The organism is Arthrobacter sp. KUASC02 (genome assembly GCF_059739395.1).
In genome coordinates, this window is the sequence record NZ_AP046053.1 from 3,204,856 (window position 1) to 3,217,414 (window position 12,559).

The window sequence follows — 12,559 nt, forward strand, 5'->3', positions numbered from 1 at the left end:
AACATCAATCGTTTTCGGCTGATTTATTAACATCAGTCAAAAAGAGCTGATTATGGAATCCAAGCCGGAATGGGCTGATTAGCCAAACAGGTTGACGGGCTTGACGATGTCCGCGTAGATCAGGAGGGCACTCATGCCCATCAGCAGGGCAGCCACGACGTAGGTCACGGGCAGGAGCTTGGCGATATCGAACGCCCCGGGGTCCGGCCGGCCGAACAGCTTGGCCAGCCGCCGTCGGGCTCCTTCATACAGCGCGCCGGCAACATGGCCGCCGTCCAAGGGCAGCAGCGGGACCAGGTTGAACACCGCGAGCGCGAAGTTCAGTCCGGCCAGCAATCCCACCAGGGCGGCCAGCCTGGACTGCAGCGGAACCTGCTCCATGGCGGCAACTTCACCGGCCACGCGGCCCACACCAACAACGCTGATGGGCCCGTTGGGATCGCGGGGCTCTTCGCTGAAGGCCGCCTTGGCAACGCCCACCACCCGTGCGGGGAGGTTCAGGACGACGCCGGCAACCTGCTGGATGTTTTCCCCCGCCATGGGCAGCACGGACGACGCCGGCTGGGCCACCAGGGCGGTCTGGGCACCGATCCCCAGGAAACCGACTTCCTGGTACTGCAGGGTCCCGTTCGAATCGGCGGCCTGCCGCCCGTCGGCGCCGATGACCGGCCGCGCCGAGAGCACCGGCGTCACAGTGGTGGTGACGGGCGAACCGTCGCGTACCACCGTGATGCTGACTTCCCGTCCCGCGGAGGCGCGGATCCAGCCTGTCAGTTCCTCCCAGCTGGTCACCGCCTTGCCGTCGAAGGAGGTGATGGTGTCGTTGGGCTTGAGCTGCGCCGCAGCTGCTGGAGTGAGCTTGCAGTCGGCGGAATCCGGGTCCACCGTTTCCCCGGCCTTGACCTGGCATTTGGAGACGTCCGCGATGGTGGTGGTGGGGGTGCTGATCCCGAAGCCCATCAGGAGCACGGCCGTCAGCGCCACCCCGATCAGCAGGTTCATGGCAGGGCCGCCCAGCATCACGATGACCTTCTTCCACACCGGCAGCCGGTAGAAGACCCGCTTCTCATCGCCGGGTCCCACTTCCTCGTGGGCCATGGAGCGCGCCTCGGTGGCGAGGGTCTGGAACATGCCGGTGCTGGAGGGACGCACCGTGCCGTCGTCCTTGTTCGGCGGGTACATGCCGATCATGGACACGTAGCCGCCCAGCGGGATCGCCTTGATGCCGTACTCGGTCTCCCCCTTGCGCTTGGACCACAGGGTGGGGCCGAAGCCGATCATGTACTTGGTGACCCGCACCTTGAACAGCTTGGCCGGAACGAGGTGGCCCACCTCGTGCAGCGCGATGGAGACTGCGATGCCGATCGCCACAAAGACGACACCGAGGATAAAGAGAATGACGGGACTCATGCTGAGATCTGCTGCTTCCTAGAGACTGCTCACTGCTAAACGTTCGTGGGTGCGCGCTCGTGCCCACGCTTCAGCATCCAGTACGGACTCCACTGTCAGCCCGGAAGATCCTGGGTGTTCGCTGAGCACCGCTTCGATGGTATCCACAATGTCGGTAAACCGGATCCGGCCGGCGTGGAAGGCCATCACGGCCTCTTCATTGGCGGCGTTGAACACGGCCGGGTAGGTGCTCCCCTGCTTGGCGGCGTCCTTGGCCAGGCCAACGGCGGGGAATGCTTCAGTGTCCAGCGGTTCAAACGTCCAGCTGGTCGCCTGGGTCCAGTCGCACGCCGCGGCTGCCTTCGGCACCCGGTCCGGCCAGCCCAGCCCGAGGGCGATGGGAAGGCGCATGTCCGGCGGCGAGGCCTGGGCGATGATGGAGCCGTCCACGAACTGCACCATGGAATGGACCACGGACTGCGGATGCACCACCACGTCGATGCGGTCCAGCGGGATGTCGAACAGCAGGTGCGCCTCGATCACCTCGAGGCCCTTGTTCACCAGGCTGGCGGAGTTGGTGGTGACCATCAGGCCCATGTCCCAGGTGGGGTGCGCCAGGGCATCCTGCGGCGAGACGTTGTGGAGCTCCTCGCGGGTCCTGCCGCGGAAGGGTCCGCCGGAGGCCGTCAGGATGAGCCGGTCCACCTCGTCGGCTGTCCCGGACCGGAGGCACTGCGCGATGGCCGAATGCTCTGAATCGACCGGGACGATCTGGCCTTCCCGGGCGGCAGCCTTCACGAGGGCGCCACCCACGATCAGCGACTCCTTGTTGGCAAGCGCCAGCGTGGCGCCGGACTTCAAGGCCGCCAGCGTTGGCGCCAGGCCGATCGAGCCGGTGATGCCGTTGAGCACCACGTCGGCCCCGATTTCCGCAATCCTGGTGGAGGCGTCCGGGCCGGTGATGATCTCCGGGCGGTAGCCGGTCACCCCGGCCGCGCGGGCGGCGTCGTCGATCAGTTCCTGCAAGGCGGACGCATCGCCGCTGGCCGTACCGACGGCCCTGGCCTTCGTATGGACCGCCTGGCGGGCAAGGAGGTCCAGGTTCCCGCCGCCTGCACTCAGTGCCACAACCTCGAAAAGGTGCGGGGCGCCGTCGACGACGTCAATCGCCTGGGTGCCGATGGAACCGGTGGATCCGAGGAGAACGATTCTGCGTGGCTGCATCCGTTAAGTATCCCGCACGCAGGCCGTCCCGCCGCCGCCGGACGCTCCGGCGGACGTTCCGGCGGGCAGGTACCGGGGGTCATTGACGCCGTGCGCGGCAGGCGTAACGTGAACAGCGTGGAGTGGGCCGCATGGTTCGACGCGCCGGAGTATGAATTTGCCCGGCAGGTGCTGCAGCGCGGCGTCGCGACGATCTTCCTTGTGGCGTTCCTCTCCTGCCGCAACCAGTTCCCGGCGCTGCTCGGCGAGCGCGGGCTGCTCCCGGTCCCCGACTACCTGGACAGCTTCCGGCGGCGCCGCCGGCCCAGCCTGTTCCTGTGGCGCTACTCGGACCGCCTCCTGCGGCTCGTCTGCTGGTGCGGCATGGCCGTTTCGGCCACGCTCGTCCTGGGACTTCCGCAGCTGGGACCGCCCTGGCTGCCGATGATCGCCTTCCTGGCACTGTGGCTGCTGTACATGTCGATCGTCAACGTGGGACAGACCTTTTACGGTTTCGGCTGGGAGATGCTGCTCCTGGAGGCCGGCTTCACGGTGGCCTTCCTTGGCTCGGACCAGACACCGCCGCCCCGGACCATCCTGATCCTGCTGGTGTGGCTGCTGTTCCGGCTCGAGTTCGGCGCCGGCATGATCAAAATCCGCGGCGGCAGCGAGTGGCGCGACCTGACCGCCCTGTACTACCACCATGAGACCCAGCCGATGCCCGGTCCGTTGAGCCGGCAGGCGCACCTCCTCCCCAGGCCCCTGCACCGGATGGAGGTCCTGGGCAATCACTTCGCGCAGCTGGTGGTGCCGTTCTTCCTCTTCGCCCCGCAACCGCTGGCCGGCATCGCCGCGGGCATCATCGTCTTCACCCAGCTGTGGCTCGTGGCCAGCGGAAACTTCGCCTGGCTGAACTGGATGGCAATCCTGCTGGCTTTCGCCGCAGTGAGCGATCCGGTGGCGCACGCCGTGCTCCCCGTCATTCCGCTGGACTGGCACACCTACGGTGCCGCCGACGGCGGTGCGCGGACCCCGGTGTGGTGGCTCGCCGTCGTGCTTGCCGTAACGGTGCTTCTGCTGGTGCTCAGCTACTGGCCGGTCCGGAACCTGCTACAGCACCGGCAGCTGATGAACGCCAGCTTCAACCGGTGGCAGCTGGTCAACACCTACGGGGCGTTCGGCACGGTGACCAAACTGCGGATCGAGATTGTGGTGGAAGGCACGCTCGACGACGAACCGGACGACGGTTCAGACTGGCGCGAGTACGGTTTCCGCGGGAAGCCGGGCGATGTCCGCCGGCTGCCGCGCCAGTGGGCTCCGTACCACCTCCGGCTGGACTGGCTGATGTGGTTCCTGCCCCTGCGCACCGTCCACGAGGAGTGGTTCTACGCCTTCCTGGCCAAGCTGCTCGAAGCCGACGGAGCTGTCCTGCGGCTCCTGCGCAAGGACCCGTTCGACGGCGCCCGCCCGCGTTGGGTGCGCGTCCACAGCTACCTGTACCGCTTCGCGACCCGGGCGGAATACCGCGAAACGGGCCAGCGATGGATCAGGACCCTGCTCTACGAGGCCATTCCGCCGCTGTCCCTGCCGCCGGGGTCACGCTGACTTGAGTGCGTAACGGCGCTCCGGACGGCCGGCACCGTACTTGAGGCGGACGTCGACCCTCGCCTCGTCGTGGAGGTATTCCAGATACCGGCGGGCGCTGACCCGCGATGTGCCCAGCAGGTCCGCGACTTCGGCGGCCGAAAAGTCCGCCCCGGCGGACTCGAGCACAGCGACCACACGGCTGAGGGTTTCCGGGCTGCAGCCCTTGGGCAGGCGCGGTTCCGTCCGTTCGGCGCGTTCCGCGCTTTCCAGCCCGAAGACCCGGTTGACGTCCGATTGCTCGGCCACGTCCTTGGACAGGTCGAGTCCCTGGTAGGCGCTGCGGTAGTGCTCCAGCCGTTCCTGCAGGTCCGCCTGCGAAAAAGGTTTGATCAGGTAGTGGACAATCCCGCCACGCAGGGCGCGGCGGACGGTCTCCACCTCGCGGGCGGCGCTGATCACCAGCACGTCCAGTTCCGGCGCCGCTTCCCGCAGCCTGGCCATGAGGTCCAGGCCGTTGATGTCGGGCAGGTGGATGTCCAGGAGGACCAGGTCGGGCTGCAGCCGGGCGGTCTCCGCCATGGCCTGGGCTCCGGTGTGCGCAACTCCGACGACGGCGAATCCCGGCGTGCGCTGGATGAACCCGGCGTGGACTTTGGCCACCATAAAGTCGTCGTCGACGATCAGGACGTTGATCATGGCCCGGCCACCCTTCCCGTAGCCGGCACCCCTTGTGCGGGCGTCCGTTTCAACGGCGCCCGCTTGAGCCGTGCGGTGAACACGGCCCCGCCGTCGTTGGCCACCGTAAGTTCGCCGCCGCTCCGCCGGCAGACGACGCGCGAGAGCGCCAGGCCAAAGCCCCGGCCGCCGGCCGGGCCGGGCTTCTTGGTGCTGAACCCCTGCCGGAAAATCTCATCGGCCGCTGCCCCGTCAATGCCGGGGCCGGTGTCCCGGACCGTCACCACCACTTCCTCGGGAGTGTCCTCAACGCGGACCCGGACGGCCCCTTCGGCGACTCCCGTGACGGCGTCGAGAGCGTTGTCCACGAGGTTCCCCACCACCGTGGCCAGGTCCCGGGAAAGCTCATCGCCCACCGGCGCCAGCACCGAACCGGGATCCAGCTGCAATGGCACGCCACGCTCCGCTGCGAGGCTGGATTTGGCGATCAGCAGGGCGGCGAGCGCCGGGTCCTGGATGCGGCTGGTCACGTCGTCGTTGAGGCGTGTCCGGTCCACGGTGACGCCGTTGACGAACTGCACCACGGAATCGTACTCGCCGATCTGGATCAGGCCCGAGATCACGTGCAGCTGGTTGGCGAATTCGTGGGCCTGCGCCCGGAGCGTGTCCGTGGCAGTACGCGTTGCCCCGAGCTCGCGTTCCAGGGATGAGAGCTCCGTCCGGTCGCGCAAGGTGGCAACCGAACCCATCACGCGGCCCCTGGACCGGATGGGCACCCGGTTGAGCACCACGAGGCGCTCCCCCACCAGCACCATCTGGTCCTGTCCGGGCTGCTCGCCTGTCAACACTTCCTTGAGCGCAGGTTCAACGGGCAGGCCGGCAAGGTCCTTGCCCACGCAGTCCGCGGGCAGGCCCAGCAGCGCCCGGGCACTGTCGTTGGCCACCGTGATCCGGCCGTGGAGGTCCAGCGCCACCACCCCCTCCTTCAGTCCGTGCAGCATCGCCTCGCGGTTCTCCACCAGGCCCGAGATTTCGCTGGGCTCCATGCCAAGGGTCTGCCGCTTGACCCTGCGGGCCAGCAGCAGGGAGCCGGCAACCCCCAGGACGCTGGCCACTCCAAGGTAGGTCAGCAGGTTGGGCACCGCGTCCCCCAGCCGCTCCCACGTGGACGGGTAGTTCCGGCTGATGGACGCGATGCCGATCATTTTCCCGGAATCATCAAGGACCGGTACGTGGGCCGAAAGGACCGGGGTGGCTGTTCCGCCCACCACGCCCGTCCAGGCGCGGCCCTCCATCACCCTGCTCGGGCCAAGTTCCAGCGGACGGCCGAGAAGTCCGGGATCCGACGACGCCACCACGGTACGGTCAGTCCGGGCGAGCGCCACCTGCGCGGACCCGGACACTGTGCGGACCGACTCCGCGACCGCGGACAGGGCCGCACTGCCGCGCGGTTCGGCGGAGGGAAGCAACGCCCTGACGGCGGGATTGCTGCCCAGCGCTTCAGCGGCGGACAGGGCACGGCGCCCCTCGATCCGCTCAAACGCTGCTGCGGACTGGGCGAGGGAGATCGCGACGACGGCGACGAGGACGGCCAGGACAATCAGCAGCTGGAGGACCAGATATTGCCCGGCGAGGGACATTCCTCTTCGTCGAGTCACTGTGGTTCTTTCCTCTGGTGGGTGGGTACCGGAACTATACCCCAGCGCGCCCTGCCGGGCGGATGCGCGGCCCGCCCCGCCGTGAGACTGGCAGGAGCTCCGGTTGAGCGCCGGAAACGTGAACGAAATGAACTTAACTTTCTCTGCGTACACAAGAGTGATGCCGCTCACTTACGCACCTAGCATCAAATGCACCAGTCAGTTTTGCTGACCAGCTTGACCAAGAACTTTACTGAGAAGAGGAACACCATGCGCCAGATCCGCGCATTGCGCATTGCCGCCGTCGCCGCCGGCATCGCCCTGATGGCCACCGGTTGCGGTGCCACCGGCAAGAGCTCCACGAGCGGCAGCTCCAGCGCTGCCGCCGGCCCCGTCACCGGGCTGCAGATCCTCGTCCCCAACACGCCCGGCGGCGGCTATGACACCACCGCCCGCGCAGCCGCGAAGGTTCTCGACGACGAGAAGATCGCCACCAACACCGAAGTCTTCAACCTCGCCGGCGCCGGCGGAACCGTGGGCCTGGCCCGCGTGGTCAACGAAAAGGGCAACGGCGACCTCACCATGCTGATGGGCCTGGGCGTGGTGGGCGCCAGCTACACCAACAAGTCAGCATCGAAGCTGACGGACACCACTCCGCTGGCCAAGCTCATTGAAGAGCCCGGCGCCATCATGGTCAGCAAGGACTCGCCGTACAAAACCATCGACGACCTCGTGAAGGCGTGGAAGGCCGATCCCGGCTCCATCGCTGTCGGCGGCGGCTCCTCCCCCGGCGGCCCCGACCACCTGCTGCCCATGCAGCTCGCAGGCGCAGTGGGAATCGACGCCACCAAGGTCAACTTTGTTTCCTACGACGGCGGCGGAGACCTTCTCCCGGCCATCCTCGGCAACAAGCTCGGCTTCGCGGCCTCCGGCGCCGGTGAGTACCTCAAGCAGATTGAATCGGGCGAAGTCCGTGTGCTCGCCACCAGCGGCGCGGAGCGGCTGGACGGCGTTGACGCCCCCACGCTGAAGGAATCCAACATCGACCTGGTGTTCACCAACTGGCGCGGCATCGTTGCCCCTCCGGGAATCAGCGACGCCGACAAGGCAACCCTCATCGCAGCCCTCGAGAAGATGCACGGTACCGAGGCCTGGAAGGAGACGCTGAAGACGCACAGCTGGACCGACGCTTTCGTCACCGGTGACGAATTCAAGACCTTCCTGACCGAGCAGGACAAGCGGGTGGCGGACGTCCTCACGAAGCTTGGCCTGGCGTGAGCTCTTCACCAACGCTGGCCTCACGGCTCAAAGGCCGCTCCGAGCTGGGGGTCGCCCTCCTGCTCGGGGCGGCCGGGGTGATGGTGTTCCTCGACGCCAACGGCCTGGCGACACCCTATTCCAAGTCGGACCCCGTGGGTCCCAGGACAGTCCCCTTCATCGTGGCCGGCCTGCTCGTCGTCTGCGCCGTGCTCCTGGCAGTGAACGTGCTGCGCGGCGGCAAGGGCGAGGCGGAAGGCGGCGAGGACGTTGACCTGGCCCACCCCGCCGACTGGAAGACGGTACTCCCCCTGGTGGGCGCCTTCATCGCGAATATCCTGCTCATCGACTGGGCCGGCTGGGTGATCTCCGGAACCGTGCTGTTCTGGGGCAGCGTGTGGGCCCTCGGCGGACGGCACTATGTCCGTGACGGCCTCATCTCCCTGGCCCTGTCCATCCTGACCTTCTACGGCTTTTTCCTGGGCCTCGGCATCGCACTGCCCGCCGGCCTGCTGGAAGGGATTCTCTAATGGACGTCTTCTCCTCCCTCATGGATGGTTTCGCCACCGCGCTGACCCCCATGAATTTCCTCTACGCCGTCATCGGCGTGGTCCTCGGTACGGCCGTGGGTGTCCTCCCGGGCCTCGGCCCGGCAATGACCGTGGCCCTGTTGCTCCCGGTCACGTATGCCCTGGAGCCCACCAGCGCCTTCATCATGTTCGCGGGCATCTACTACGGCGGCATGTACGGCGGCTCCACCACGTCCATCCTGCTCAACACGCCCGGTGAGTCTTCGTCGGTGGTCACCGCCATCGAAGGCAACAAGATGGCAAAAGCCGGCAGGGCGGCCCAGGCTTTGGCCACCGCCGCCATCGGTTCATTTGTTGCCGGCACCATCGGCACCACGCTGCTCGCCGTCTGCGCGCCGATCGTGGTCCAGTTCGCCGTCAGCCTGGGCTCCCCCAGCTACTTCGCGATCATGGTGCTCGCCCTGCTGGCCGTCACCGCCGTGCTGGGTTCTTCCCGGTTGCGCGGTTTCGCGGCCCTGGGCCTGGGCCTGGCGATCGGCCTGGTGGGCATGGATTCGGTCACCGGCCAGCAACGCCTCACCTTCGGCATGCCGCTCCTGGCGGACGGCCTGGACATCGTGGTGGTGGCCGTGGCCATCTTCGCCGTCGGTGAAGCCCTGTGGGTGGCCGCGCACCTGCGCCGCACGCCCCTGCACGTCATTCCGGTGGGACGCCCGTGGATGGGCAAGCAGGACTGGAAGCGGTCCTGGAAGCCGTGGCTCCGCGGTACAGCCTTCGGCTTCCCGTTCGGAGCACTCCCCGCCGGCGGCGCCGAGATCCCCACGTTCCTCTCCTACGTCACGGAGAAAAGGCTCTCCAAGCACCCGGAGGAATTCGGCCACGGCGCCATCGAAGGAGTTGCCGGGCCGGAAGCGGCGAACAACGCCGCGGCTGCGGGCACGCTGACCCCCATGCTCGCCCTGGGCCTGCCCACCAACGCGACTGCCGCCGTCATGCTGGCAGCATTCACGTCCTACGGCATCCAGCCCGGTCCGCAGCTGTTCGCGAGCCAGGGACCGCTGGTCTGGGCACTGATTGCCAGCCTGTTCATCGGCAACCTGCTGCTCCTGATCATCAACCTTCCGCTGGCGCCGCTGTGGGCGAAGCTCCTCCAGCTCCCGCGGCCGTACCTGTACGCCGGGATCCTGTTCTTCGCCACGCTGGGCGCCTACTCGGTGAACCTGCAGGCGTTCGACCTGGTCATCCTGCTGGTGCTTGGTGCGCTGGGCTTCATGATGAGGCGCTTCGGACTCCCCGTGTTGCCGCTGATCCTGGGCGTAATCCTGGGGCCGCGGCTCGAGGGGCAGCTCCGCAAGACCCTCCAGCTCAGCGCCGGCAATCCGGCCGGGCTGTGGAGCGAGCCGATCGCCGTCGGCATCTACGTCATCGTGGCAGTCATCCTCCTCTGGCCGCTGCTGATGCGGCTCTGGCGCAAGGCCCGCCCGGGGCGCCGCCCGCTGCTTCCCGCCAACTCCGGCGCAGCCGACTACAGCGACTGAACAAGTACAGCGACTGAACAGCCGCCGGGCGTTTTGCCCGCCCCTTACCCGCACTCAGCAGAACCATCCAGCAGAAACAAGGAGCAACCATGACGATCGTGGTGGGATACGTCCCGACCCCCGAGGGCGAAGCGGCACTGGCCCAGGCCATCGCCGAGGCGCGGAAGAGCAACAGCAGGCTGCTGGTCATCAACTCGTCCAAGGGTGATGCGCTGGTGGATAACCGGTACGCACAGGAGCCCGAGATCCAGAGCATCGAGGACCGGCTCGCGACGCAGGGCATTGACCACGTGATCAAGCAGCCGGTCCGCGGGCACGATGCGGCCGCGGAGGTACTGGACGCCGCGGAGGAGCACAACGCCGACCTGATTGTGATCGGGCTGCGCCGCCGCACCCCGGTGGGCAAACTGATCCTGGGGAGCACGTCCCAGCGGATCCTGCTCGAGGCGGACTGCCCGGTGCTGGCGGTGAAGGCCGGCTAGCACCCTGCGGCTCTATCGGGCCGGAGCATCATGGAAAGCCACAGGCCGGGAGTCCAACGACTCCCGGCCTGTGGCTTTGCGCTTTGCGCTTTGCGGGGCGTTCCTAGCGGACGGCGCGCCGCAGGGTGGATTCCGCGTGCTTCAGGATGGGGCCGTCGATCATTTTTCCGTTGAACTGGAACACGCCGCTCCCGGCGGCGGCGGCGGCCTCGAGGAGTTCCTTGGCGGCTGCGACGTCGGATTCCGCGGGAGCGTAGGCGCCCCGGACCACGGCAACCTGGCTGGGGTGGATGCAGGCCTTGGACCCGAACCCCGAGGCGACGGCGTCGCGTGACTCGGCTGCCAGCCCGTCCAGGTCCGGAATGTTGACGTACACCGCGTCGATGGCCTCCTTGCCGAAGGCCCCCGCCGCAAGCAGCACTGTTGACCTGGCGTGCAGCGCCACTGCCCGGTACCCGCCGTCGTCGTTCCTGCTGGAGGTACCGCCGAGCGATGCGAGCAGGTCCTCGGCACCCCACATCAGGCCCACCACGTTGGGTTCGGCGGCGATGGCGGCGGCGTTGATGATTCCGGCGGCCGTCTCGCAGAGCGCAATCACGCTGTAGCCCTCCAGCGCCTTCAGCTGGCCGGCGTTCTCGGCCTTGGCGAGCATCACATGCCGGTACGGGGTGTGCTTGAGGCAGTGCAGGTCCTTTTCGAACTCCTCCGTGCCGGCCGGGTTGATCCGGATGATCGTCCGGCTGGGATCCAGTTCCGGGACGTCGCCGGTGGCGCCGAGCTGGGCGAGGATGGCGCCGCGGGCGCGCTGCTTGTCGGCAGGGGCGACGGCGTCTTCCAGGTCCACGATCACGGCGTCGGAACGCTCTGCGGCCTTTTGGTAGCGCTCGGGACGGTCGGCAGGGCAGAAGAGCAGGGCGGGACCCATCAGGAAAGTCATGCTTAGATTGTCCTCTTTTCGGCGGCTTCGTGCGCCTCGCGCGTCCACATCAGGCAGCTGCGCGAGGCCAGCGCCACCACCACGCCGTCCTGGTTCCGGCCGGTGTGCCGCATGGTCACGATTCCCTGCCCGGGACGGGACGAGGACAGGCGTTTGCCGGTGATGACCGTCTCCGTGTACAGGGTGTCGCCGTGGTACAGCGGGTGCGGGAACGAGACGTCGGTCAGTCCCAGTTGGGCAATGATGGTTCCCTGGGTCAGCTGCGGGACGGACTGCCCCACCACGGTGGCCAGCGTAAACATCGAGTTCATCAGCCGCTGCCCGAACGGCTGCCCGGCGCTCCAGGCGGCGTCGAGGTGCAGGGCCTGGGTGTTCATGGTCATGGTGGTGAAGAGGACGTTGTCCGTCTCGGTCACCGTCCGGCCCGGGCGGTGCGCGTAGACCACCCCTTCTTCCAGTTCCTCGAAGTAGAGGCCCCGCTGTTCGACGACGCGCGGGCCGGCGGTGGTTGAGCCCGTCGAAGCCTCCTCAGCACTCTGTTCCGGCTCAGCACTGGTCATACGGTCAGTTCCTGGTCTTCTTCGAAGAGTTCCGCCCCCGTGGCCGCGGCGACTTCCTCGGCTGTCACGTTGGGGGCCAGTTCGCGCAGCACCAGGCGGGAGGAACCGCCTTCGGTGACGACGTCGATCACGGCGAGGTCGGTGATGATGCGGTCCACGCACCCCTTGCCGGTCAGCGGCAGCGTGCACTGCTGGACGATCTTGGGCTTGCCGCTGCGGTCCACGTGCTCCATCATCACGATCACACGCTTGGCCCCGAACACCAGGTCCATGGCGCCGCCCATGCCCTTGACCATCTTGCCCGGGATCATCCAGTTGGCCAGGTCGCCGTTCTGCGCCACTTCCATGGCGCCGAGCACTGCCACATCCACATGGCCGCCGCGGATCATGCCGAAGGAGGTCGCGGAGTCGAAGAACGCGGCCCCCTTGTTCACGGTGACGGTTTCCTTGCCGGCGTTGATCAGGTCCGGGTCCACCTGGTCCTCCGCGGGATACGGCCCCACGCCCAGGATGCCGTTTTCCGAGTGCAGGACCACTTCGATACCCGCCGGGATGTAGTTGGGGATCAGCGTGGGCATCCCGATGCCGAGGTTGACGTACTGCCCGTTGTGGAGTTCGCGGGCCACCCGGGCGGCCAGTTCGTTGCGGGTCCAGCCTTTCGTTTCGGGGCTGGTGCCCTCGGGATGTCCGACGGCGGACGGCCGGTACTCGTGGCGGACGGCTTCGGGGCGGGGCGGGGCGCCCGGCGTGTTGATCGATTCCAC

General features: G+C 67.4%; 12 protein-coding genes. 5 read left to right on the forward strand and 7 right to left on the reverse strand.

Translation table 11 applies throughout. The features are described 5' to 3' along the window. Nucleotides 1–78: 78 nt before the first annotated feature. The gene (locus AC6JAC_RS14885) at nt 79–1,410 is read right to left on the reverse strand and encodes a M50 family metallopeptidase (protein ID WP_028272160.1); all 1,332 of its coding nucleotides are present in this window, start codon (nt 1,408–1,410) and stop codon (nt 79–81) included. An 18-nt stretch (nt 1,411–1,428) separates the two neighbouring features. Then, nucleotides 1,429–2,613 (reverse strand): 1-deoxy-D-xylulose-5-phosphate reductoisomerase, encoded by a 1,185-nt coding sequence (gene dxr, locus AC6JAC_RS14890; RefSeq protein ID WP_028272159.1) that lies wholly within the window; start codon nt 2,611–2,613, stop codon nt 1,429–1,431. 117 nt (nt 2,614–2,730) lie between these two features. Here dxr and AC6JAC_RS14895 point away from each other — a divergent pair, with 117 nt between their 5' ends. Then, complete coding sequence (locus AC6JAC_RS14895; protein ID WP_028272158.1) at nt 2,731–4,197, forward strand: lipase maturation factor family protein; 1,467 nt, start codon at nt 2,731–2,733, stop codon at nt 4,195–4,197. Here AC6JAC_RS14895 and AC6JAC_RS14900 read toward each other — a convergent pair. Together AC6JAC_RS14900 and AC6JAC_RS14905 are read right to left on the reverse strand one after the other, a co-directional pair. After that, nucleotides 4,189–4,875: a response regulator gene (locus tag AC6JAC_RS14900; protein WP_028272157.1), complete on the reverse strand. Its 687-nt coding sequence runs from the start codon at nt 4,873–4,875 to the stop codon at nt 4,189–4,191. The two genes, AC6JAC_RS14895 and AC6JAC_RS14900, sit on opposite strands and share 9 nt — an antisense overlap. After that, nucleotides 4,872–6,494 carry a sensor histidine kinase gene (locus AC6JAC_RS14905; protein ID WP_051629013.1) on the reverse strand — a complete coding sequence of 541 codons (1,623 nt, stop codon included), beginning with the start codon at nt 6,492–6,494 and terminating at the stop codon, nt 4,872–4,874. The genes AC6JAC_RS14900 and AC6JAC_RS14905 overlap by 4 nt, the downstream gene beginning before the upstream one ends. A 267-nt stretch (nt 6,495–6,761) precedes the next feature. Between AC6JAC_RS14905 and AC6JAC_RS14910 the strand changes: the two genes are divergently transcribed. The 4 genes from AC6JAC_RS14910 to AC6JAC_RS14925 all read left to right on the forward strand — a co-directional run bounded on the left by AC6JAC_RS14910 (nt 6,762) and on the right by AC6JAC_RS14925 (nt 10,298). Then, nucleotides 6,762–7,769, forward strand: a complete 1,008-nt coding sequence (locus AC6JAC_RS14910) for a Bug family tripartite tricarboxylate transporter substrate binding protein (protein WP_028272156.1) — start codon at nt 6,762–6,764, stop codon at nt 7,767–7,769. Continuing rightward, nucleotides 7,766–8,278 (forward strand): tripartite tricarboxylate transporter TctB family protein, encoded by a 513-nt coding sequence (locus AC6JAC_RS14915; RefSeq protein WP_028272155.1) that lies wholly within the window; start codon nt 7,766–7,768, stop codon nt 8,276–8,278. Before AC6JAC_RS14910 ends, AC6JAC_RS14915 begins: the two co-directional genes overlap by 4 nt. Then, on the forward strand, nt 8,278–9,816 hold the full coding sequence (locus AC6JAC_RS14920) for a tripartite tricarboxylate transporter permease (protein ID WP_028272154.1): 1,539 nt from the start codon (nt 8,278–8,280) through the stop codon (nt 9,814–9,816). Before AC6JAC_RS14915 ends, AC6JAC_RS14920 begins: the two co-directional genes overlap by 1 nt. 89 nt (nt 9,817–9,905) lie before the next feature. After that, nucleotides 9,906–10,298, forward strand: a complete 393-nt coding sequence (locus AC6JAC_RS14925) for a universal stress protein (RefSeq protein ID WP_028272153.1) — start codon at nt 9,906–9,908, stop codon at nt 10,296–10,298. A gap of 103 nt (nt 10,299–10,401) precedes the next feature. Here AC6JAC_RS14925 and AC6JAC_RS14930 read toward each other — a convergent pair whose 3' ends face one another. Genes AC6JAC_RS14930 through AC6JAC_RS14940 form a run of 3 tightly spaced genes read right to left on the reverse strand, consistent with a single transcriptional unit; the run spans nt 10,402 to nt 12,559 of the window. Continuing rightward, a complete protein-coding gene (locus AC6JAC_RS14930; RefSeq protein WP_028272152.1) occupies nt 10,402–11,235 on the reverse strand; it encodes an HpcH/HpaI aldolase/citrate lyase family protein in 834 nt (277 codons plus the stop codon). 2 nt (nt 11,236–11,237) lie between these two features. After that, nucleotides 11,238–11,795 carry a MaoC family dehydratase gene (locus AC6JAC_RS14935; RefSeq protein WP_028272151.1) on the reverse strand — a complete coding sequence of 186 codons (558 nt, stop codon included), beginning with the start codon at nt 11,793–11,795 and terminating at the stop codon, nt 11,238–11,240. Then, on the reverse strand, nt 11,792–12,559 hold the full coding sequence (locus AC6JAC_RS14940; protein ID WP_028272150.1) for a CoA transferase subunit B: 768 nt from the start codon (nt 12,557–12,559) through the stop codon (nt 11,792–11,794). The genes AC6JAC_RS14935 and AC6JAC_RS14940 overlap by 4 nt, the downstream gene beginning before the upstream one ends.

Bases quoted from the DNA above. Each gene is read 5' to 3' on its own strand.
- dxr (WP_028272159.1), bottom strand. From the start codon at position 2,613: ATGCAGCCACGCAGAATCGTTCTCCTCGGATCCACCGGTTCCATCGGC.
- AC6JAC_RS14925 (WP_028272153.1), top strand. From the start codon at position 9,906: ATGACGATCGTGGTGGGATACGTCCCGACCCCCGAGGGCGAAGCGGCA.
- AC6JAC_RS14920 (WP_028272154.1), top strand. From the start codon at position 8,278: ATGGACGTCTTCTCCTCCCTCATGGATGGTTTCGCCACCGCGCTGACC.
- AC6JAC_RS14910 (WP_028272156.1), top strand. From the start codon at position 6,762: ATGCGCCAGATCCGCGCATTGCGCATTGCCGCCGTCGCCGCCGGCATC.
- AC6JAC_RS14935 (WP_028272151.1), bottom strand. From the start codon at position 11,795: ATGACCAGTGCTGAGCCGGAACAGAGTGCTGAGGAGGCTTCGACGGGC.
- AC6JAC_RS14905 (WP_051629013.1), bottom strand. From the start codon at position 6,494: ATGTCCCTCGCCGGGCAATATCTGGTCCTCCAGCTGCTGATTGTCCTG.
- AC6JAC_RS14900 (WP_028272157.1), bottom strand. From the start codon at position 4,875: ATGATCAACGTCCTGATCGTCGACGACGACTTTATGGTGGCCAAAGTC.
- AC6JAC_RS14930 (WP_028272152.1), bottom strand. From the start codon at position 11,235: ATGACTTTCCTGATGGGTCCCGCCCTGCTCTTCTGCCCTGCCGACCGT.
- AC6JAC_RS14885 (WP_028272160.1), bottom strand. From the start codon at position 1,410: ATGAGTCCCGTCATTCTCTTTATCCTCGGTGTCGTCTTTGTGGCGATC.